Source organism: Kribbella sp. NPDC051137 (assembly GCF_040682535.1).
Taxonomy (GTDB): Bacteria; Actinomycetota; Actinomycetes; order Propionibacteriales; family Kribbellaceae; genus Kribbella; species Kribbella karoonensis.
This window is the reverse complement of the sequence record NZ_JBFBBI010000007.1, coordinates 122,604-143,163: the sequence shown is the minus strand read 5'-3', so window position 1 is coordinate 143,163 and position 20,560 is coordinate 122,604. Positions and strand designations below refer to the sequence as shown.

Here is a 20,560-nt window from a genome sequence, read left to right as displayed (position 1 = left end):
ATGACGGAGGTACGGCGGCCGACGCTGCGGGACATCGCGTCGGCGCTCGGGCTGTCGGTGAACACCGTGTCGCGGGCACTCGGCGACAAGGACAGCGTGAGCGCCCGGACCCGGGCCGCCGTACAGGCCGAGGCGGCACGGATCGGGTACGTCCCGAACACACTCGCCCGGTCGCTGGTACTCGGCTCCGCGATGACGCTGGGCCTGGTCATCACCAACCCGTCGAACCCGTTCTACGCGCAGCTGATCAGCAGCATCGAGCTCCGGGTCCGCGCCCAGGGGTACTCGTTGCTGCTGCTCGTCACCGACGAGAGCGCGGAGAACGAGCAGCGCGCCACCGAGGCGTTGCTGCGGTCCGCGGTCGACGGCGCCGTGGTGGTCCCGGTGCAGGCCGAATGGGACCACTGGCGCCGGGTCCGGGACAGCGGCATCCCGCTCGTGTTCGTGAACCGGGACGTGCCCGAGCTCGACTGCGACATGGTCGGGGTCGACTACGAGCGCGGTTCGTACGAGGCGACCAGCCACCTGATCGCGGGCGGCGCGCGGAAGCTGCTGCTGCTCGAGGAGGACCTGCCGATCACCACGACGGCGGACCGGATCACCGGGTTCCGCCGGGCGATGTCGGACGCCGGGCTGACGGTGTCCGACGACCAGGTCCGCGCCGTACCCACGAAGCGGTACGACTCGCTCGCGCTGCCGTGGCAGCCGGAGGAGGCGTACCGGTTCGCGCAGTCGCTGGACCTGCCGGACGGCATCGTCACCGGCAACGACTACTTCGCCCTCGGTCTGCTCCGGGTCCTCGCCGAGCGCGGCCTCGCGGTACCGGACGACGTCGCGATCACCGGGTACGGCGACCACCCGTACGCGGCGTACCTGCAACCGCCGCTCACCACGGTCCGCCTCCCCGCCGCCGAAGTCGGCACCACCGCCGTCGACCTCCTCCTCCAACGCCTGAAGTCCGCCACGGAACGCCCCCGCAAGACCCTGATCCGGCCGGAGCTCGTCGTCCGGGCTTCTACTCTGAGTCCAGCCAGGCTCTGACGGACTCGTTGTGTTCGCCCAGCCGCGGTGGGGGGAGGTTGGTTTCGCGGGCGCCGGCGTACGGGTTGTCGTCGAAGCGGAGCGGTGGGCCGGGGAGCTGGATGGTGCCGAGGGCCGGGTGCTCGACCTCGATGAGCAGCCCTTGGGAGCGGGTCTGTTCCCAGTCGTAGACCTGCTGGAAGTCGCGGACCTTGCCGGCCGGGATCCCCTTGTCCGCAAGGCGTTCCAGCCACACGTCCGCCGCGTCGGCGGCGAAGGCGGCCTCGATCGCGGCGGTCAGTTCGTCGCGGTGGGCGACGCGCGCCGGATTGGTCGCGAAGCGTTCGTCGCCCGGGTCGAGCCCGACGATCGGCGCGAACAGCCGCCAGAGACCTTCGCTCCCGACCGCCACCTGCACGATGTCGTCGCGGGTGCGGTAGAGCCCGTACGGCGCGATCTGCGCGTGGTGGTTGCCGACCCGCTCGGGCAGTTCGTGCGCGACCGTCCACTTCGTACCGTGGAACGCGTGCACGCCGACGACCGACGCGAGCAGGCTGGTCCGGACGACCCGCCCCTTGCCGGTGATCGACCGCTCGTGCAGGGCGGCCAGCGCACCGTAAGCGCCGTACATCCCGGCCAGCAGGTCGGAGATCGGGGCGCCGACCTTCGTCGGCTCGGTCTCACCGGTGATGCTCATCAGGCCGCCCTCGCCCTGGGCGATCTGGTCGTACCCGGCGCGGCCGCCCTCAGGCCCGTCGTGCCCGAAGCCGGTGATCGAGAGGATCACCAGACCGGGGTTGAGCTCGTGCAGCCGCGCGGTGCCGAAGCCGAGGCGGTCGAGGACACCGGGGCGGAAGTTCTCGATCAGCAGGTCGGCCTTCCGGACCAGTTTGGCCAGGAACTCCTTGCCCTCGTCGGACTTGAGATCCGCGGTCACCGACTCCTTGTTCCGGTTCGCGGACAGGTAGTACGTCGATTCCCCGTCCACGAACGGCGGCCCCCAGCCGCGGCTGTCGTCCCCGCCGTTGGGCGTCTCGACCTTGATCACCCGCGCCCCGAGATCCCCCAGCATCATCGCCGCGTGCGGCCCGGCCAACGCACGGGTCAGATCCACCACGACGACGTCCGAGAGAAGGTTCTGCACGAGGTCGAGCGTAGGCGAGTACGCCGCCGTGGGCCGTGACGAGACTCTCAGGCAGACGCCTTGCGGACGAGGGAGGCCACCCGGTGGGTGACGTCGCGGGGGCGTTCCTGCATGAGCATGTGGCCGGCGCCGGGGTAGATCCAGAGGCGGGCGCTGGGGAGCTGGGCGGCCATCCGGTTGGCGTGCCGCGCGGGGAGGAGGCGGTCGCGGGTGCCGTGCATGATCTCCACCGGCAACTGCTCCAGCACCTTCAGCGCGTCGCCGCGGTCGTGCTCGAGCATCGTCTCGAAGAACCCGCCGTACGACGCCCCCGGCACCACGGCCAGGTCCTGCAGGAACAGGTCGACCTCCGCCGGATCCGGCTTCTTGCCGAACACCACCTGCCGCAAGGCCGGCCGCTGCAACCGCGCCGCGACGACACCGGCACGCCGCGCCACCTCGGCCAGCCGCGCCGCGGACCGCAGATCACCGGCAGCCCGAGCCCGCGAGCCCGCCTCCGCAGCACGTGCGCCGACCTCCGCGGCCCGCGCCCCGGCCTCCGCAGCCAGTGCGCCGGCCTCCGCGGCACGGGCGCCCGCGCGGCGGTCGATCCGCCGGCCGACCGCGTTCAGCACCCGAGGAGCGATCCGGACAGCGGCCGGATCGAAGCGGGTGGGGAGGCCGAGGGCGCCTTCCGTGAGGTGGCCGGAGGTGGTGCTGACCAGGGCCGCGGCCCGGATGCGGGGGCCGAACAGTTCGGGGTGCCGGTCGGCGGCGGCCATCAACGTCATGCCGCCCATCGAGTGGCCGGCGTACACCACGGGCCCGTCGCCCACCACCTCGTCCAGGACCGTCAGCAGGTCGTCGGCGAGTTGTTCCAGGCGGGTGGAGCCGGCGGGCGCGGCGTCCGAGCGGCCGTGGCCGCGGTGGTCGTACGTGACGACGCGGACGGCGTCCGGTCCGAGAATCTTCGGCAACCCCTCGACCTGGTTGTGCCAGGAACGGGTCGAGCACGTCCAGCCGTGCACCAGCAGCACCGTCACCGGCGCGTCGGCCGGCCCGGACACCTCGACGTTCAAGCGCACTCCGTCAGGGGTGGTGACCCCGGAGCGCTCCAGCTGGATGGTCACGCGATCTCCCGTTCCCGATCGTCTCTTCCGGCGGCCAGGTGGGCCGCTCGCATCCGTCCGCCGCGGGCGCCGCGCCCGACCAGCCAGGCGATCCCGGCCACCTCGAGCAGCCCGACCACGGCCAGCAGCGCGTACCCGGCGTTCCACATCCATCGTGGCACGTCGGTCCGCTCCTCGCGCCGCAGCACCTGCTGCTCGTCGACGAACGAGACCGTCTGCCCGTTCGACACCTGCACGGCCGGCTTCGCGATCGCCGCGTCCTCCGGCGCGTACACCCAGGCGGCGACCATGTCCCGCTGCCCCTGGTGCAGCCGTACCATCGACTTCCACTTCCCGTACATCGGCAGCGCGTCCCGCGACCGGTAGGTGCCGTCGGCAACTTTCTCCATCGGGTGGTACACCAGCCCGCCGCCCTGCCAGGCGAGCGCCTCGAACCAGCGTGCCCCGTCGGCCGCGTCCGCGGGCGTGAGTGAGATCGTGACGTACGCCGTCGGCTCGGCCCCCGTGGCCACCCGCTCCAACGACACGACCCCGCTCACGCCCGGATCCGCGGACCGCGGCACGCAGAAGAACACCGTCGCGGCGACCGCGGCGAGTCCGGCGGCACCGAGTTGATGGGTACGCCGGACCGCGATCGCCCGGATGTGCTTGATCCCGGTCGCCCGCTCCTCGCCCGCGACCTCGGCGTACCGGGTCGCCAGCCAGGCCCCGACGAGACCGGCCCCGATCCCGACGGCGACGCCGTACCCGATCGCGGCCGGCAGCATCGACGGCGGCCAGGCGATCGGCATCCAGACGTGGCTCCAGGCGTACTCCGCGACCACGCCGACGGTCCCGACCAGCACGCCCGCGACCACGCCCAGCCGGAAGCGGTTCTTGTTGCCGAGGGCAAACGCCGCCACCTCGACCAGCACCGCCTCGACGATCAGCAGCGGGAAGTGCCCGACGATCTGGCCGAGCGGCTCGGCGACGGCGTACGCGATCCCGCCGCGGATCACCAGGTACACACCGAGGGCGACGAAGGCGGATCCCGGTCCGCGCCGGGCCCGCAGGATCGTGAACCCGAGCGTGGCGCCGAACGCGATCAGGATCGGCTGCAGGATCAGCGGGAACTGCGGTACGCCGTAGTTGAACTCGGTGCTGAACAGGTCCCACGCGATCAGCAGCGCGCCGACCGACACCATCTCCTGGAAGATCCGGCGCTTGTCCGGGCCCACCAGCTGCTCCACCTCGGCGATCGCGAGCAGCCGGGCGAAGATCGAGAACACCACGCCGCCGATCATCAGCAGGTGCGTCGGCCCCCACAGCGTGACGTCCTCACCGAACAGCCGGTGCCAGACGTCGTCGAGCGGGAACCCGACCAGCGCGAACGTCCCGCACACGGTGACCAGCGCCGCGCTGCACGGGATCCGCCAGCCCTTCGTGAGCTTGATCGTGCGCGCGGGCAGCGGTTTGCGGGCCAGGGCGATCGGCAGCACGCCGGACACGATCACACCGAGGATGCCGAAGAAGATCGGGTAGTGCGCCGGGGTGCCGAACGGCCCGGTGTCGCGGCCGCGGTCGATGTGGATCGCGATGTCCCACCAGACGCCGAACGCGCAGGCCAGCAGCGACACCGCGTGCAGGTACGGCGTGAGCGCGGCCCATCGGGGGACTCCGTCCAGTCTCCCGATGGTGTCCGCGAGCCTCCCTACCAGGGTGCCGTGGCCGGTGCGTTCCCGCCACAGGAGCACGGCGAGTGCGAGGTACAGAGCTCCGACCACGCCGGTGACGACGGCGATCTGGCCGAAGGTCGCGGTGCCGGTCGTGGCCAGCGGGACTGCCATTGGCGTACTCCTTCGGGACATGAGGCATGCGCCATGAGGCATGTTACATCCGCTATGTAACGTGAAGTCTGGAAGACTGTCAAGGGTGGATGAGGAGCTCACTGTCGACCAGCTGGCCGCCAAGGTCGGGATGACGGTCCGGAACGTGCGTGCGTACGCCGGGCGCGGGCTGATCGCGCCGCCCCGGCTGGTCGGCCGGACCGGGTACTACGGACGCGATCACGTGGCCCGCCTGACCCTGGTCCGGGAGCTGCTCGACAAGGGCTACACGCTGGCCGCGGTCGAGCGGATGATGGGCGAGCTGCCCGACGGCGAGCTCGCGCTCGGCGTGTTCGAGACGCTGGTGAGCCCGTGGACCCCGGCGGAGCCCGAGGAGCTCGACGAGCACCAGCTCGCCGAGCGGGCCGGCGTACCGCACGATCCGGCCGTGATCGCACAGATCGTCGAGCTCGGGATCGCGGAGCGGCTGCCCGACGGCCGGCTGCGGATCACGAACCCGGACCTGCTGCGCACCGGCCTCGAGGTGATCAAGCTCGGCGTGCCGATGCAGGCGATCTTCGAGATGCTGCCGAAGCTGTTCGCGCAGGCCGACGCGGTCGCCAAGACGTACGTCGAACTGTTCCGCTCGACCGTCTGGCGCGACTTCACCAAGGCGGGCATGCCCGCCGACGGGTGGCCGGACATCCAGCGCACCCTCGAAGGCATCATCCCGCTGGCCGGCCAGGCCCTGGTCGCGGCGTTCCGCGAGGCGATGGCCCGCGAGATCGAGCAGGTCGCCTACGAAGAACTGGGCCTCAACCCCGGCAACCTCCCTTCCACCGGCTGACGCGGTTTCCGGCGCACCAGGCACGGGCACTGGTCAGTTCCCCGACCCTCCCTCAGCGAAGGTCAGGGTTCGGATAGGTAGTTCTCCGCATGTCTGAACCGGGCCTCATGCGGGAGCGTGTAGCTGTCAGGACAGACACCGGGGCAGGAGGAAGAGGATGCGCCAGATCCAGATCCGCCGGCGGCCGCGCACCAGGACGACCCGCCGCCGGGACCAGAACCGCACTCTCGACCTCCGGACGCCGTCCGGGCGCAAGCTGCCGTTCTGAGACCAACGGGGAAGGGAGTGGGGCCCGGCGGACCGCAGGGGGTTCTCCGGGCCTCACTTGCGTTCTGCGGGAAGGTCACCGAGGTCCGCGTCCCAGTCGTCCTCGTCGTCGGGCAGCGCGGCCTCGTTGCGGCGGGCAATGCGGATGAACGCGATGATCAGGAACACCGGGCCGAGGACCATCGCCGTCTCGGGGATTCCACCCATGTGCAGGCCGATCATGAAGCCGTCACCAGTGCGATGCCGCCGGCGGTGAACGCGACCATCGCGGCCAGCATCGGGTACTGCGCCCGCCGCAACTGCCGGCGCCGGAAGAGCGCGGTCGCCCGGTCGTGCGCCGACACCACGCCGAGCACATGCCCGAGCACGATCGCACCTATCTGTACGCCGGCGATCAGCCCGGTCCCGAGGAACGTGTAGTCGATCCGCGTCCCGCTCGTCCCGAACAGGTCCCACCCGCGGCCGAACGGATCGGTCGCGAGCAGCCAGCCGTCCTGGCCCTGGAACATCGCGAACGAGAAGTAGTGCGCCACGGCGTACCCGATCGCGATCGGCACCAGCGAGTGCACGAACGCTCCGGGCAGCCCGGCCTCACCGAGTACGCCCGGGCGGATCCGGGCCGCGCCGGTGGTGCGCGCGGCGAGCAGGAACAGCCCGGTGACGATCGCGACCGCGACGATCAGCCCGAGCGTGTAGACGACGAGGTGCTGCGGGCGGCTGAGCTCCCCGGTGCGTAGCGACCACGCCGACGAACGGGAGATCCCGTCGAAAGCCGTTGACCCGAGCAACAAACACAGCAACCCGACGATCCCCGGCCGCTGCGGTAGCGTCGCCAGTCCTTCGAGCGGGTTGCGCAGTACCAGCCGGCCGTCGGCACGGCCGACAGGGCTCAGGTGGGCGAGTACTTCGGCGTACACCTCGAAACTGTCGCCGATCGGGAACCAGGCCGGGCCGTACACGATGCCCGCGGCGACGTTCACGACGGCGTACCCGGTGACCGCGATCGCCACCACCCGGGGATCCGAGCCGTCCGGGTACACGAGCTCCAGCCAGAGGAACCCGGCCAGCCCGGCGACCGCCGGCCAGTACGCGATCCTGCCGGGCAGCGGCCGGTACGACGTACGCCGGACAAGTCCGGCGATCGTCCGCAGCGGGTTCGCGAGCCGCCAGATCGGGCCGCAGATCAGCGAGAGCGGGATGATCCCGACCCAGATCCACACGTACAACCAGGTCGGCGCCGGACCCGGATCACCGAACCAGGCAGCACCGAGCAGCACCGCGAACGCCGCAACCCCCAGCGCCTTGAGCGCGATGCGAACAATCCGACTGTCGACAATCCGCGTGCCGACAATCAACGGCGCGCCCGCGGTCCCCGCGGAACTCCCGGACCCGCTCTCAAACCGCGGGCGCGACCAGAAGGCGGCCAGCGCGAAGAACGAGACCGCGACCGCGGCGCCGGCGGAGTAGATCGCCAGCCACAGCGGCACCGGCAGGTCCCCTCGACCGCCGATCCCGTGCAGGGCCAGCAACTGAACCAGCACGCCGCGCGCCTCCGATCATCCGACCGATCGAATGTAACACGCGCAATGTCACATAGCGAGCGTCTGATACTCCGAGGCATCGAACCGCCGGGTCAACTGCCGGAACCGGAACGTGAACGACGGCCAGAGCGTGGTGTTGCGGCCCTCGGAGTCCAGGTACCAACTGGTGCAGCCGCCGCGCGTCCAGATCGTGTTCCGCATCGAGGACCGGACCCCGTCGACGAACGCGCGCTGCACGTCCCGGCGGACCTCGACCTGCTTCAGGCCCCGCGCGTCCATGGTCCGCAACGCGTCGACGATGTACGCGATCTGGGACTCGATCATGAACACCATCGAACTGTGCCCGAGGCCGGTGTTCGGGCCGATCAGCATGAAGAAGTTCGGGAAGCCGTTGATCGCCGTACCGAGGTGGGCCTCCATCCCGTCGGCCCACGCCTGCCGCAACGAGACGCCGTCGCGGCCGTGGACCATGTCCATCACCGGCAGGTCGGTGACCTTGAAGCCGGTGCCGTAGATGATCGTGTCGACCTCGTGCTTCACACCGTCCGTGGTCACGATGCCGGTCCGCGTGACCTCGGCGATGCCGTCGGTGACCACCTCGACGTTCGGCCGCGCGACCGCCGGGTAGTAGTCGTCCGAGATCAGCACGCGCTTGCAGCCGAGCGTGAAGTCCGGTGTCAGCTTGGCCCGCAGCAGCGGGTCGCGAACCTGGCGCGCGAGGTGCTTCTCGGCGACCTTCTGCGCCTGCTTCATGATCGCGGGCAGCTTCGCGAACCCGAGCACCATCGACTCGCGCCCCCAGTAGATCCCGGCCCGCATCGCTTTCTGCGCAAGAGGAAAGCGCCGGTAGATCGCCTTCTCGGCAGCGGAGATCTTCCGGTCCGGCCGCGGCATCACCCACGGCGGCGTCCGCTGGAACAGGTGCAGTTCCTCGACCTCCGGCTGGATCGCCGGCACGAACTGGATCGCCGACGCGCCGGTGCCGATCACCGCGACCTTGCGGCCGCTCAGGTTCAGGTCGTGGTTCCAGCGGGCGGAGTGGAAGACCTCGCCCTCGAAGTCCTCGATACCGGGCAGCTTCGGGTACGACGGCTCCGCGAGCGGGCCCATCCCGGAGAGCACGACGTCCGCGGTGAACGTGCCCTGGCTGGTCGTGACCTGCCACTTGCCGTCCACCCAGTCGGCGGACTCGACGGCGTGGCCGAACCGGATGTGCGGGCGGACGCCGAACGCGTCGGTGACCTTGCGCAGGTAGTCCTCGATCTCGGGCTGCGGCGAGAAGGTCGACGACCACTCCGGGTTCGGCGCGAACGAGAACGAGTACAGGTGCGAGGGCACGTCGCAGCGGCAGCCCGGGTAGGTGTTGTCCCGCCAGGTGCCGCCGACGTCGTCCGCGCGCTCCAGGACGACGAAGTCGTCGTACCCGGCCTGCTTCAGCCGGACCGCCATCCCGATCCCCGCGAATCCGGTACCGATCACCACGATCCGATGCTGCTCACCCATCCTGGCCTCCTGCGTCGGCTAGAACTTACTCCCAGTAAGTTACTCGGAGTCAGTTAGACTGCGCAAGTGACGTCCACCACCACACCCAAGCGCCGGCGCGACCGCGCCGCCCGTGAGCGGGAGATCCTCGAGGCCGCCGAGCGGATCTTCGGCGAGCGCGGGTACCAGGGCACCTCGATGGACGACGTCGCCGCACAGGTCGGGGTGTCGAAACCGCTGATCTACCAGTACTACGGCTCGAAGGACGGGCTGTTCCTCGCCTGCCTGGCGCGGCTCCGGGGTCACTTGCTGGACACCGTCGCGGACGCGGTGATGGCGGCCGCGAACGCGGAGGACGCGCTGTACGCCGGGTTCCTGGCGTGGTTCCGGTTCCTCGACGAGCACCCGCAGGCGTGGTCGGTCCTGGTCGACGAGGGCATGCTCAGCGCAGGCCCGGCCGCGGAGGCGACGGACGAGGTCCGCGCGGCGTTCATCGAACTGATCGCGACGATGGTCCGGATGAACGTACCGGCGGACCGCCCGGCCGACGACGACGAGATCCAGATCGTTGCCCAGAGCATCTCCGGCGCGACCGAACGGCTGGCGATCTGGCGGACCCGCAGCGCGAACCCGCCGCCACCCGAGAAGGTCGCCCGCACCCTCCAGGACCTCCTCTGGCAGGGCCTGCACACCCTTAAGTCCAGCTGATGCGGATCGAGTCGTACGCCGAGTCCGCCGTACCCGAGAACCTCCGCCGCCAGGTCCACGCCCTCCAGAACGAGGCCTGGCCGGGCGACCCCACCGACGGGCCGGTCCACGACCCGGCACTCCGCCCGTTGTCGATGCTGCTCGTCGACGACGGCATGGTGATCGCCGCCCTGGACATCCTGCGCAAGGAACTGCGGCACGCCGGCGACACCTTCCGGGCCGGCGGCCTGAGCACCGTCGTCACCCGTCCCGGCCTCCGCGGCCGCGGTCACGGCCACCGCCTGGTCACCGCCGCACGCACCGCGATGATCGACCAGCACCTCGACCTCGGCCTCTTCACCTGCGACTCCGCGCTGCTCCCGTTCTACGAGTCCGCCGGCTGGCACCACCTCCCCGGCGCCGTCCTGATCGGCGGCACCCCCGGCAGTCCGTTCCCCAGCGACCAACCAGGCTTCGACAAGGTCACCGTCGCTGCCTTCTTCACCCCGCGCGCGGACCCGGCAGCCTTCCGGGAGACCCGCATCGCGCTCTATCCGGGTGAGATCGACAAGCTCTGGTAGTTCAGAGGATGTCGTACGGCTCGAGGGTCGGGCCGATGGTGGAGCGGCCTTCGACGAACGTGGGCTGGACGTAGTGGATGCCGGGGGTGGTGGTGCCGCCGATGGCTTGCAGGAGGCGTTCGGCGGCGCGTTCGCCGACGGTGCTGAGGTCGGGGTCGAAGGTGCTGAGCGGATGGTCGGGGCGCATCACGCCGGCCAGCCGGTTGTCGTAGCCGACGATCGCGATGTCGTCGGGGACCCGGACGCCGTGCCGGTGGAAGGCCGCGAACAGGCCGATCGCGATCTCGTCGTTGGCCGCGAAGATCGCGTCGACGGGCTGCCCGCCCGCCATGCTGTCGAGGATCCGCTCCCCCGCGGCCGTGCCCCAGCGCTGCAGGTAGCTGCCGTACAGCGGGCCGCCCATCGCGATCGGCATCCCGGCGGACCGCATCGCCTCGGTGAACCCGTCGACGCGCGCATCGACGGCGGGATCGTGGACCGCCGCGGTGACGTGCGCGATGTTCCGGCGGCCGAGGCCGATCAGGTACTCGGCGGCCGCCCGCCCGGCGCCGCGGTTGTCCGGCGCGACCACGTAGTCGGTCTCCGGCGTCGCGGACGAGGACGCGAACACCACGGGTACGGCGAAGTCCTCGGACAGCACCAGGCTGGCCCGGTTCGGGTCGTCGCCGACGACCAGCAGGCCGTCGATCCGGCGCGCCCGCAGACGTTTCAGGTAGTCGTTGAGGATCCGCGGCGTGCCCCGTGCGTCCAGCGTGACGGCGGCGATGTTCTCCCGGCCGAGGTAGTTGGTCGCTCCCATGATCAACGGCATGCTGAACCGGCCGCGCGCGGACTCCGCGAGGACGCCGACGATGAAGCTCCTGCCGGTGACGAACGACCGCGCCAGCATGTCCGGCTGGAACTGCAGCCGCTCCGCGGTCTCGATCACCCGGGCCCGGGTCTCCGCGGACACCCGGCCGACCCCGTTCAGGGCCCGCGAGGCCGTGGTCAGCGAGACGCCCGCGACCCGCGCGACGTCACTCATGCTGGCCCGCTTCGGCATCGATCCTCCTGTCAGCCCTTCCTGACCAGAGTGTAAACACTTGCGCATGAATGCCCTTTGACCGGGGAGAATTCGCTGCGAAAGTACTTGCGCACACGGACTGGAGCACCGATGCCGGAACTACCACCCCTGCCACCGCTCGGCCCCGAGGTCGTCGACGAGTTCACCCGCACGATCTACGGCCGGACGCCGCCCGGCGGCGAGCTCGCCGAGGTCGTGCTCCGGTCCCGCGAGGACGGCGTACTCGACGGCACCGCCGACCGCCTCCGGCACCGCGCCACCATAAGGTGCCCGCTGGGCACTCTCGAGTTCGACACGCTCCTGCACCTGCCGTCCGGCGTCGCCGCCGCACCGGTCGTCGTGATCCTGAACTTCGAAGGCAACGACGAGACGCTCACCAGCTTCCCGTACCGGAAGATCGCCGAGGCCGGGTACGCCGTACTCACCGCGCACTACCAGCAGATCGAGCCGGACGACCCGAACCCGCCGGCGCCCGGCGTCCGCGGGTTGTTCCCGGCGGAGACCTGGGGAGCCGTGGCCGCGTGGGCGTGGGCCCTGTCCCGGTTGCTGGACATCGCGTCGACCGTGGACGGGATCGACCCGGAACGGGCAGTCGCGCTCGGCCACTCCCGGCTAGGCAAGGCCGCGTTGTGGGCCGGCGTACAGGACGAGCGGTTCGGGCTGACGGTCTCGAACGACTCCGGCTGCTGCGGCGCCGCGCTGTTCCGGCACCCGGGCGGCGAGGACATCGAGGCGATCACCAGGAGGTTCCCGCACTGGTTCGTCCCGTCGTTCGCGCAGTACGCCGGGAAGGAGGACGAGCTGCCCGTTGACCAGCATCAGCTACTCGCGAGCATCGCACCGCGGCGTGTGTACGTATGCAGCGCGGAGGACGACGCGTGGGCGGACCCAGACGGCGAGTACCTGGCCGTCGAGGCCGCGCGGCCGGCGTTCGGCCCGGGTGGAATCGGGTACCACATCCGGCCCGGCGGGCATGCGCTGCTCGAGGAGGACTGGATGAAGGCGCTCGCCTTCTGATACGTGTGTGGGCCGCCTTCCCCGGATGGAAAGGCGGCCCACTGCCGCGATGGGTCAGTTCTGCTGCAGGGACAGGTAGAACACGTCCTCGTTCTCGGTCTGGTTCAGCGCCTTCACGGTCTCGTCCGGGTCGATGATCGGCACCTCGACCTGGACCTGGTTCCGGCCGACGCTCTTCCACCGCAGCGGCGTACGGTTGCCGTACAGGTCGACCCGCTCCAGCGACTTCACGTTGCCGACGTTCCGGAACGTCACCGACATCGTCGGCTCGCCGAAGTTCAGGTGGATGGTGTCACCGGTGTTCGGGTCCTCGAAGATGTCGGCCTGGTTCTGCCGCTTCAGGTCGATCGCGAGTACGACGCGCTTGTCGTCCAGGCGGAAGCCGTTCGCGGTGGACAGCGCCTCGTTCAGCTCGGGCCTGAGCTCCGGGGTCGTGGAGAAGTTGTCGTATGTCTCCGCCTTCGCGCCGCGGAGCAGACCCGCCAGCGTGGTCAGCGTCTTGCCCTTGGGACTCAGGCTGTTGCCGTTGCGCAGCGTCCGGTTGTACCCGAACGCGTTCGGGTCGTCGGGCGCCCACTCGGCGAAGTACAGCAGCTTGAACCGGTCGAGGTTGTTGCCGCCCTTGCTCAGCGCCCAGTGGAAGGCCCGCGGGTAGACGTCGGCGACGAACTTGTCCTCGGTGGTGAAGCCGATCTCGGTCTGCCAGACGGACGGGTCCTTCACGCCGCGCTTCTGTGCCGCCGCGTAGATCGTCTGCATGGTGCCGATCGGCATGTAGTGCATGTCGAACACGTCGATGCCCTGCCACGCCTTGTACTTGTCCAGCAAAGCGACGTACTCGCTGAGCGGCGCGCCGCAGATCCAGCCGCCGTACACGGCCTTGACGCCGTTGTCGTGCAGCACCTGGACGGCCGGAAGGTGGATATCGGTCATGTACTGGTCCATGCCGCCCTCCCAGAAGCCGGAGCCGGGGTAGGCCTCGTTCCAGATCTGGAAGTACGTGATGCCGAGCGGTTTCAGGGTGTCGACGGCGAGCTTGACGTAGTTCTTCCAGTCGTCCGGGTTCTGCGGCGGCGTACGGCCGATGCTGGTCTGCACGTCCTTCGAGGACAGCACTTCGCCGTTCTGCTTGACGGTCAGGTTCCGCGTGAACCGGCCGTTGTTCTCGGACGTCACGGCGCCGTACTCGTAGGTCTTGCCGTGGAAGTCGTACGTGTACCCAGTCCGGTTCGCGGCCCAGCCGGCGGTGTACGCCAGTACCGGCAGGATCGTGATGCCGTGGGCCTTCGCGAGGGTGAACTGGCGGACATACTCCGCGAGCGCGGCCTGGTCGATCTGGCCCTTCTTCGGCTCGACCGAGCCCCAGTCGAAGTCCATCCGGTCCCACTGCATGCCGGCGACCAGACCGGTCTGGGTGCCCTGGTTCTCACCCGCGAACGCGCGGAACGGCTCCTCGAGGACGAACGGAAGGTCCGCAACCACGCTCGGCGCATCGCCGGTCGCTCCGGCGACGGCCTTGAGGTCGGTGTCGGCGGTAATCGCGATCGGAGCGGTGTACGGCTGGGCGGTCGTCGAGGCGGCCGGGTCGGTGCCGTCGGTGGTGTAGGTGATGCAGGCGTCCGGGGTGGAACTGGCGAGCCGCACGGTGGTGCCGGACATGACCGCCCCTGGGCCTGGCGTCGCGGTCACCGGGGCCGTTTCCGGAGCCAGCTCGGTGGTGATCGAGGCCTTCAGCTTCCCGGGCACCCACCAGGTGCTGACCTGGTCGCTGACGAACAGGATGTCGTCGCCCTTCGCCGCGACCAGATTCAGGTCGAACGAGGCGGCCTTGCCTGAATACGTATACAGCTCGGTGAAGGGACCGGCGACCTTGGCGGAGTCGCCGTCGTGGGCGAGCAGGACCCGGAACCGGCCGCCCGGCGAACTGAACGAGCCGCGGACGTGCACGGTCTTGCCGTCGGCCTGGTCGGCGACCGTGTAGGTCTCCGAGATCGACCGGTAGTCGGTGCCGATCGAGCCGTCCGCCTTCACGAACCAGGCGTGTTCCGGCTTCTTCAGGTCGGCGGCCCACTCGTCGGCCGCGAACGCGCCGGAGCCGCCCTTGTTCAGCAGGCTGGTGGTGTCGCCGCTGACCGACTGGTACGACCAGCGGCCCGGCGCCACCACGTTCGTGTCCAGCCGGTAGTCGGCGACGTTGTCGGTGGTCGGGTTGGCCGGCGCCGGGGTGCAGCCGACTGGCGGGGCGGCCTCCGCCGGGGCTGCGGGACTGAGCGAAAACGCTTGCACGGTTGGTGGGGTAGCGATTGCGCAGAGCACGACAAGTGCGAGCCCTGCCGAGAGCGGACGAATCTTCACGAGGACTCCGTCGTTCGAGGATGATTCACGCGTGAATGGGGTGATGATCGGGGACGGTAGAGCCGCCGGGACAACCTTGTCAACGGGGTGGGTCCGAGCTCTTGACGCCCTCGTACCGGCGGCGCAGTCTTGTTGCGCACACGATTGCGCAAATCCATCTCGCCCCGGATCTCGAGGAGCTGTCGCATGCCCGAACCCGCACCGTTCTCCCGCCGAGTCCTGCTCGCTGCCGCCGGAACCGCCTCGATCGCGCTCGCCACCGGCCTGACCACCGGGACCGCGCTGGCCGCCGACTCCCCCAACGCCTCGCCGGACGGCACGGCGATCCCGCCGGCCACGTCGTTCACCGACAACGGCGGCAACGTCTGGACGCTGTCCGGCGGCGTCATCTACCGCAACGGCGGCACCGTCGGGAACACCTACAACGTCACGGTCCTGCTCTGGTACGGCGGGATGGTCTACCACTGCGGCACCGGCGGCCAGTGGTACGTCGTACTCAACGACACCTGGCGGCCGTGCACCGATCCACGTGTCTCGCTCTCCGCCCCGCCCGGCCTGATGTACGGCGTGAACGGGCACTACGACACGGCGCTCTCACCGGCCACCATCGCGGACCGGATGTCCGGCCTCGGGGCGACCGTCTTCCGGGTGAACACCGGCGGCAACTCGAGCACGATCGCCGCGGCGGCGAACATCGCGAGCTACCTGAACGGCGCCGGCAAGAGGACGTTCCCGGTGATCGACGCCGGCCTCCGGGACGGCGCCGGCAACCTTGCCTATGGCAATGAGTCCGACGCCTACAACGCGGCGCACGCGATCGGCGCGCAGGTGGCTCAGGCCTGCGCGCCGCACGGCGTCACCATGTACGAGTGCGGCAACGAGCTCACCCGCGACCCGTACATCATCCTGCCCGAGCACGAGGCCGACGCCGGCACCAAGGCGATCGACTTCGACAACACGAACTGGCCGATCATGCGCGGCTTCATGACAGGCCTGATCGACGGCGTGAAGAGCGTCCAGCCTGGGGCGTTGTGCGGGATCAACTTCTGCAAGTCCGACGTCGCCGCGGCGGACGCACTGTGGGACGGCCTGCAGCCGGACGGCAGCGGCGGATACCCGAAGGTTCGCTGGGATCTGACGACGTGGCACAACTACGAGGGAGACGGCGACATCTTCCGCATCGGCACCGACGGCGCGGGCCCCTCGTTCAACCTCCCGGTGTACGTGAAGGCGCGCTTCGGCAAGCCGTTCCTGATGACCGAGTGGAACTCCGACCCCAACCAGGGCACGACCCACCGCGCGTCGTACATCCAAACCCAACTGACCGAATTCCGGGCGGCCCGAACCACCGAAGGCTTCCTGTCATCGATGTTCTACGAACTCGACGGCGGCACCCAATGGGGCCTGACAGAAGCCGACGGCACCCCCCTCAACCCGCCCTACACCGCCTTCCAAACCTTCGTGTCATCACACCCGGATGCCTAGGCTTGGCGACAAGTCGATGCGCAGAAGCTGACCCGGCTAGTCCGTGAACAGTTCGTGGATTGCTGCCTCCTGTTCGTCCGACAGGTTCGACCGGATGAGTCGCGCTCGAAGGCCGGTGGCCCTGAACGTGTGCCGAATCTTGTCCGTCGCCTCGTCACTGGACAACAGGAACAACGCCGAGGTCCCCGGCGTCACCTCGTCGCGCACACTCCTGATGAAGTCGTCGTCGATTCCCACGTCGACCAACGACCCCGCCAACGCGCCCGTAGCCGCCCCGATCGCCGCCCCCGCCAGTGGCCCCAGGAAGATCGTCCCGAACAACAACCCCCAGAACATGCCGCCGACTGCCCCCGGCCCGGTCATACTCCGCAACTGCCGGGTCCGGGGCCGCCGCTGCTCCGGCTGCCACGACACCGACGCGGCGTCGTGCATCCGAATCACGCCGTCCTTGGCCAACCCCTCCAACGTCCCGATCGCCTGATTCGCCCCGTCCCAACTGCCGAACTTCCACACCGTCAGCGTCCCCATCACCCACTCCTCTCCCCCAACCCGTACTCCCCCACGCCCGATGCCGCCACCCCTCACCCCCACCGAACGGCCCGCTTCGGCCTACCCCGAACCCACCCCTGAGGAAGCACCCTGAGACCGGGCTGACGGATGTCATGGATGGGTTGTGACGACTGGTCCAGGTACTGCCGGTCAGGTTTCGGGATGCTCTTGGTATGACGACAACGACTGCGGTCAGCCTGCGGGGTGTGACCAAGAGGTATGCGGACGTGCAGGCCGTCGCCGGGGTGGAGCTCGACATCCGGGCCGGTGAGGTGGTGGCGCTGCTGGGGCCGAACGGGGCCGGGAAGTCGACCACGATCGAGATGCTGCTCGGGCTGGTACGGCCGGACGACGGGACCGTGCAGGTGTACGGCGGTACGCCGACCGACGCGATCGCGAAGGGGAAGGTCGGGGTGATGCTGCAGAGCGGCGGCATCATCGAGGACGCCAAGGTCGGCGAACTGCTGAACCTGGTGGCCGGCCTGCACAAGGACCCGATGCCGGTCCAGGAAGCCCTGGAACGGGCCGGGATCGCCGACCTGACCGGCCGGACGATGAAGGGGCTGTCCGGCGGCCAGAAGCAGCGGGTGCGGTTCGCGATGGCGATCATCCCGCAGCCGGACCTGATCGTGCTGGACGAGCCGACGACCGGGATGGACGTCGAGTCACGCCGCGACTTCTGGGCGTCGATGCACGAGGAGACCGCCCGCGGGCGGACCGTGCTGTTCGCCACCCACTACCTGGAAGAGGCGGACTCGTACGCCGACCGCGTCGTGCTGATGCGGCACGGAAAGGTCGTTGCCGACGGCACCGCCGCGCAGATCAAGGCGAGCGTCTCCGGACGGACGATCCGCGCCACCGTCCCCGGCGCGGACCTGGCCGCCCTCGCGGCGCTGCCCGGCGTACGGAACGTCGAGACCCGTGGCGAGGTCGTGCTCCTGCAGTGCGCGGACTCCGACAACACGCTGCGGTACCTGCTGGACAACACGAAGGCGCACGACATCGAGGTGACCTCGGCCGATCTCGAGGACGCCGTACTGGCAATCTCCGATCAGGACAAGGCACAGGAGACACTGGCATGAACCGCGACTATCTGATCTTCGACATCCGCCGCACCCTGCGGAACCGCCGGGTGATGATCTTCTCGATCCTGATGCCGGTGGTGCTGTTCCTGATCTTCGGGCTGACGATCCCGAAGGAGGCCACCGAGGGCGGGATCTCCGCGATCGCGTACGTGATGGTGAGCATGGCGATGTTCGGCTCGATGTCGGCCGCGATGAGCAGCGGCGGCGTGATCGCGGCCGAGCGCGACGGCGGCTGGAACCGGACGCTCCGGCTGACGCCGCTGAAGCCGCAGGCGTACGTCGTCAACAAGGTGATCCTGAGCCTGCTGCTGGCGATCCCGCCGCTGCTCGTGGTGTTCCTGTTCGGGATGACGATGGGCCATGTGCACCTGAGCGTGACGCAGTGGGTGACGGTCGCGCTGGTGTCCTGGCTCGGTGCGCTGCCGTTCGCGGCGATCGGCCTGGTCATCGGGTACATCGCGAAGCCGGACAGCGTGCAGCCGATCACCGGTCTGAGCACGATGCTGATCGCGGCGTTCGGCGGCCTGTGGCTGCCGGTCGACCAGATGCCGAAGGCGATGAAGTACGTCGCCGAGCTGACGCCGGCGTACTGGACCGGGCAGACCTCCCGGAGCGCGCTCGCCCAGACCGGCCTGGACACCCACGCGCTGCTCGTGGTGATCGGGTGGACCGTCGTACTCGGCTTCATCGGCCTCCGCCGGTTCCGCGCCGACACCGCCCGCGCCTGAGCCGGAGCACGTCCCGAAGGATTACCGTGACCACCGTGAAGACGAATCCGACGACGTTGGAAGGCATGGCCGACCGGGTCGGCAGAGCTCCGGGCCGCTGGGGTTGGGTGGCCGCCGCGATCTGGCTGTTCTACCTTTCGCAGCCGTTGCAGAGCGTCGCCGACCACCAGCACGGCATCGTCCGGGTGCTCGGGTTCCTCACGGTGATCCTGTTCGCGGCGAGCTACATGGCGTTCTTCCGGCTGATCCGGGTCGTCGCCCTGCGCGGGCAGCTGTCGTCATGGCATCGCTTCGGCTATCTGGGCCTGATGCTGGTGCTGTGCCTGCTGATGATCCCGACCGCTGGGCAGACCGCGCTCACCGGACTGGTCTACATCTCCGCGGTGGGCGTGATGTTGCTGGAGCTGCCGATCGGGATCGCGTTCGTCGCGGTCCTGCTCGGCGGGGCCGAGATCTCGATGCGGGTCGTGCCAGGCTGGACGGACGACGGCAGCTACGGCTTCGCGATCTTCCTCGGCGCGCTCGCGGTGTACGGGATGCGCCGCGCGATCCAGCGCAGTATCGAGCTGGACGCGACCCGCAAGGACCTGGCCGAGCTGGCCGTCCAGGAGGAGCGGAACCGGTTCGCCCGCGATCTGCACGACATCCTCGGGCACTCGCTCACCGTGATCACGGTGAAGGCCGAGCTGGCCGGCAAGCTGATCGCGGCGAACCCGGAGCGCGCGGCCACCGAGGTCGCGGACGTCGAGAGCCTGGCCCGGGCGGCGCTGGCCGACGTACGGGCGGCGGTCGCCGGGTACCGGGAGCTCAGCCTGGCCGGTGAGCTGGTCTCCGCGCGGGCCGCGCTGCAGGCCGCGGAGATCAAGGCGGAGCTGCCGACCACGGTCGACGAGGTACCCGAGGACAACCGGGAGCTGTTCGCCTGGGTGGTCCGCGAGGGCGTCACGAACGTCGTACGGCACTCGGGCGCGAAGCGCTGCACGATCAAGATCAGCGCCACGGAGATCGAAGTACTCGACGACGGCAAGGGCCCGACACCGGGCGGCGGCGCGTCCGGGCACGGGCTGGTGGGGTTGCGGGAGCGGGCCGACCAGGCGGGGGCCGCCGTCCACGTCGGTCAGGCGCCCGGGGGCGGCTTCCGGCTCGCGGTCACAGTGGGAGTGTGAAGATAGACAAGTGAGCATCCGACTGCTGATCGCCGACGACCAGGCGCTGGTCCGCGGCGCCCTCGCGGCCCTCCTCGACCTCGAGCCCGACCTGGACGTGGTGGCCGAGGTCGGCCGCGGCGACGAGGTGCTCGACGCCGCGAAGAACACGCAGCCCGACGTCGCGCTGCTCGACGTGGAGATGCCGGGCCTGGACGGGATCGAGGCGGCCGCCGCGCTGCGGACCGCCGTACCGGGGGTCCGGGTGCTGATGGTGACCACGTTCGGCCGGCCCGGGTACCTGCGCCGCGCGATGGAGGCGGGCGCGGCCGGGTTCGTCGTGAAGGACACGCCCGCGACACAACTGGCGGACGCCGTACGACGGGTGCACCAAGGGCTGCGCGTGGTCGACCCGTCGCTCGCGGCCGAGACGCTGGTGGCCGGGACGAGCCCGTTGACGGGGCGCGAGTCCGACGTACTGCGGGCCGCCCGGGACGGCGGGACCGTCGCCGACATCGCGAAGGAACTGCACCTGTCCGAAGGCACCGTCCGGAACCACCTGTCCGCGGCGATCGGGAAGACCGGCGCCCGGACCCGCGCCGAGGCCGCGCGGATCGCGCTCGACAACGGGTGGTTGTAGCCGGTCCCTA

At 69.9% G+C, this 20,560-nt stretch carries 19 protein-coding genes; 10 read left to right on the top strand and 9 right to left on the bottom strand.

Annotated features, from left to right (window positions below; translation table 11 throughout):
- Window positions 1-1,041, top strand: coding sequence for a LacI family DNA-binding transcriptional regulator (locus AB0M51_RS35990; protein WP_344198487.1), 1,041 nt, complete (start codon window positions 1-3; stop codon window positions 1,039-1,041).
- Here the strand turns inward: AB0M51_RS35990 and AB0M51_RS35985 are convergent.
- From AB0M51_RS35985 to AB0M51_RS35975, 3 genes are read right to left on the bottom strand one after another with little or no spacing between them, the layout of a single operon-like run.
- Window positions 1,016-2,164, bottom strand: a complete 1,149-nt coding sequence (locus tag AB0M51_RS35985; protein WP_363752665.1) for a CoA transferase — start codon at window positions 2,162-2,164, stop codon at window positions 1,016-1,018. The two genes, AB0M51_RS35990 and AB0M51_RS35985, sit on opposite strands and share 26 nt — an antisense overlap.
- Window positions 2,165-2,211: 47 nt before the next feature.
- Window positions 2,212-3,273: an alpha/beta hydrolase gene (locus AB0M51_RS35980; protein WP_363752662.1), complete on the bottom strand. Its 1,062-nt coding sequence runs from the start codon at window positions 3,271-3,273 to the stop codon at window positions 2,212-2,214.
- Window positions 3,270-5,099, bottom strand: coding sequence for a hypothetical protein (locus AB0M51_RS35975; RefSeq protein WP_363752659.1), 1,830 nt, complete (start codon window positions 5,097-5,099; stop codon window positions 3,270-3,272). The genes AB0M51_RS35980 and AB0M51_RS35975 overlap by 4 nt, the downstream gene beginning before the upstream one ends.
- 85 nt (window positions 5,100-5,184) lie before the next feature.
- Here AB0M51_RS35975 and AB0M51_RS35970 point away from each other — a divergent pair, with 85 nt between their 5' ends.
- Window positions 5,185-5,925 (top strand): MerR family transcriptional regulator, encoded by a 741-nt coding sequence (locus AB0M51_RS35970; protein ID WP_344198495.1) that lies wholly within the window; start codon window positions 5,185-5,187, stop codon window positions 5,923-5,925.
- A gap of 321 nt (window positions 5,926-6,246) precedes the next feature.
- Here the strand turns inward: AB0M51_RS35970 and AB0M51_RS35965 are convergent, their stop codons facing one another.
- The 3 genes from AB0M51_RS35965 to AB0M51_RS35955 are packed head-to-tail and all read right to left on the bottom strand — an operon-like array spanning window position 6,247 to window position 9,236.
- Window positions 6,247-6,414, bottom strand: a complete 168-nt coding sequence (locus AB0M51_RS35965; protein WP_344198497.1) for a hypothetical protein — start codon at window positions 6,412-6,414, stop codon at window positions 6,247-6,249.
- Complete coding sequence (locus AB0M51_RS35960; protein ID WP_344198499.1) at window positions 6,411-7,733, bottom strand: hypothetical protein; 1,323 nt, start codon at window positions 7,731-7,733, stop codon at window positions 6,411-6,413. The genes AB0M51_RS35965 and AB0M51_RS35960 overlap by 4 nt, the downstream gene beginning before the upstream one ends.
- 48 nt (window positions 7,734-7,781) lie before the next feature.
- The gene (locus tag AB0M51_RS35955; protein ID WP_344198501.1) at window positions 7,782-9,236 is read right to left on the bottom strand and encodes an NAD(P)/FAD-dependent oxidoreductase; all 1,455 of its coding nucleotides are present in this window, start codon (window positions 9,234-9,236) and stop codon (window positions 7,782-7,784) included.
- 66 nt (window positions 9,237-9,302) lie between these two features.
- Between AB0M51_RS35955 and AB0M51_RS35950 the strand changes: the two genes are divergently transcribed.
- On the top strand, window positions 9,303-9,923 hold the full coding sequence (locus tag AB0M51_RS35950; protein ID WP_344198503.1) for a TetR/AcrR family transcriptional regulator: 621 nt from the start codon (window positions 9,303-9,305) through the stop codon (window positions 9,921-9,923).
- On the top strand, window positions 9,923-10,483 hold the full coding sequence (locus tag AB0M51_RS35945; protein ID WP_344198505.1) for a GNAT family N-acetyltransferase: 561 nt from the start codon (window positions 9,923-9,925) through the stop codon (window positions 10,481-10,483). The genes AB0M51_RS35950 and AB0M51_RS35945 overlap by 1 nt, the downstream gene beginning before the upstream one ends.
- Window position 10,484: 1 nt before the next feature.
- Here AB0M51_RS35945 and AB0M51_RS35940 read toward each other — a convergent pair whose 3' ends face one another.
- Window positions 10,485-11,525 carry a LacI family DNA-binding transcriptional regulator gene (locus AB0M51_RS35940; protein ID WP_344198507.1) on the bottom strand — a complete coding sequence of 347 codons (1,041 nt, stop codon included), beginning with the start codon at window positions 11,523-11,525 and terminating at the stop codon, window positions 10,485-10,487.
- Window positions 11,526-11,636: 111 nt separating this feature from the next.
- Here AB0M51_RS35940 and AB0M51_RS35935 point away from each other — a divergent pair, with 111 nt between their 5' ends.
- A complete protein-coding gene (locus AB0M51_RS35935; protein ID WP_344198509.1) occupies window positions 11,637-12,563 on the top strand; it encodes an acetylxylan esterase in 927 nt (308 codons plus the stop codon).
- A gap of 54 nt (window positions 12,564-12,617) precedes the next feature.
- Here AB0M51_RS35935 and AB0M51_RS35930 read toward each other — a convergent pair whose 3' ends face one another.
- The gene (locus AB0M51_RS35930; RefSeq protein WP_344198511.1) at window positions 12,618-14,849 is read right to left on the bottom strand and encodes a chitobiase/beta-hexosaminidase C-terminal domain-containing protein; all 2,232 of its coding nucleotides are present in this window, start codon (window positions 14,847-14,849) and stop codon (window positions 12,618-12,620) included.
- 255 nt (window positions 14,850-15,104) lie between these two features.
- Between AB0M51_RS35930 and AB0M51_RS35925 the strand changes: the two genes are divergently transcribed.
- A complete protein-coding gene (locus AB0M51_RS35925) occupies window positions 15,105-16,403 on the top strand; it encodes a hypothetical protein (RefSeq protein WP_344198513.1) in 1,299 nt (432 codons plus the stop codon).
- A gap of 36 nt (window positions 16,404-16,439) precedes the next feature.
- On the opposite strand, the gene AB0M51_RS35920 is transcribed toward AB0M51_RS35925, so the two are convergent.
- Window positions 16,440-16,931, bottom strand: coding sequence for a DUF1269 domain-containing protein (locus tag AB0M51_RS35920; RefSeq protein ID WP_344198515.1), 492 nt, complete (start codon window positions 16,929-16,931; stop codon window positions 16,440-16,442).
- Between the two features lie 194 nt (window positions 16,932-17,125).
- Between AB0M51_RS35920 and AB0M51_RS35915 the strand changes: the two genes are divergently transcribed.
- From AB0M51_RS35915 to AB0M51_RS35900, 4 genes are read left to right on the top strand one after another with little or no spacing between them, the layout of a single operon-like run.
- Entirely contained in the window at window positions 17,126-18,034 is a 909-nt protein-coding gene (locus tag AB0M51_RS35915; RefSeq protein ID WP_344198517.1) for an ABC transporter ATP-binding protein, read from the top strand.
- Window positions 18,031-18,765 carry an ABC transporter permease gene (locus tag AB0M51_RS35910; RefSeq protein WP_344198519.1) on the top strand — a complete coding sequence of 245 codons (735 nt, stop codon included), beginning with the start codon at window positions 18,031-18,033 and terminating at the stop codon, window positions 18,763-18,765. The genes AB0M51_RS35915 and AB0M51_RS35910 overlap by 4 nt, the downstream gene beginning before the upstream one ends.
- A 35-nt stretch (window positions 18,766-18,800) precedes the next feature.
- A complete protein-coding gene (locus AB0M51_RS35905; protein WP_344198521.1) occupies window positions 18,801-19,931 on the top strand; it encodes a sensor histidine kinase in 1,131 nt (376 codons plus the stop codon).
- A gap of 10 nt (window positions 19,932-19,941) precedes the next feature.
- Entirely contained in the window at window positions 19,942-20,550 is a 609-nt protein-coding gene (locus tag AB0M51_RS35900) for a response regulator transcription factor (protein WP_344198523.1), read from the top strand.
- Window positions 20,551-20,560 lie beyond the last annotated feature (10 nt).

Bases quoted from the DNA above. Each gene is read 5' to 3' on its own strand.
- AB0M51_RS35945 (WP_344198505.1), top strand. From the start codon at position 9,923: ATGCGGATCGAGTCGTACGCCGAGTCCGCCGTACCCGAGAACCTCCGC.
- AB0M51_RS35940 (WP_344198507.1), bottom strand. From the start codon at position 11,525: ATGCCGAAGCGGGCCAGCATGAGTGACGTCGCGCGGGTCGCGGGCGTC.
- AB0M51_RS35920 (WP_344198515.1), bottom strand. From the start codon at position 16,931: ATGGGGACGCTGACGGTGTGGAAGTTCGGCAGTTGGGACGGGGCGAAT.
- AB0M51_RS35990 (WP_344198487.1), top strand. From the start codon at position 1: ATGACGGAGGTACGGCGGCCGACGCTGCGGGACATCGCGTCGGCGCTC.
- AB0M51_RS35965 (WP_344198497.1), bottom strand. From the start codon at position 6,414: ATGATCGGCCTGCACATGGGTGGAATCCCCGAGACGGCGATGGTCCTC.
- AB0M51_RS35925 (WP_344198513.1), top strand. From the start codon at position 15,105: ATGCCCGAACCCGCACCGTTCTCCCGCCGAGTCCTGCTCGCTGCCGCC.
- AB0M51_RS35915 (WP_344198517.1), top strand. From the start codon at position 17,126: ATGACGACAACGACTGCGGTCAGCCTGCGGGGTGTGACCAAGAGGTAT.
- AB0M51_RS35955 (WP_344198501.1), bottom strand. From the start codon at position 9,236: ATGGGTGAGCAGCATCGGATCGTGGTGATCGGTACCGGATTCGCGGGG.
- AB0M51_RS35935 (WP_344198509.1), top strand. From the start codon at position 11,637: ATGCCGGAACTACCACCCCTGCCACCGCTCGGCCCCGAGGTCGTCGAC.
- AB0M51_RS35910 (WP_344198519.1), top strand. From the start codon at position 18,031: ATGAACCGCGACTATCTGATCTTCGACATCCGCCGCACCCTGCGGAAC.
- AB0M51_RS35975 (WP_363752659.1), bottom strand. From the start codon at position 5,099: ATGGCAGTCCCGCTGGCCACGACCGGCACCGCGACCTTCGGCCAGATC.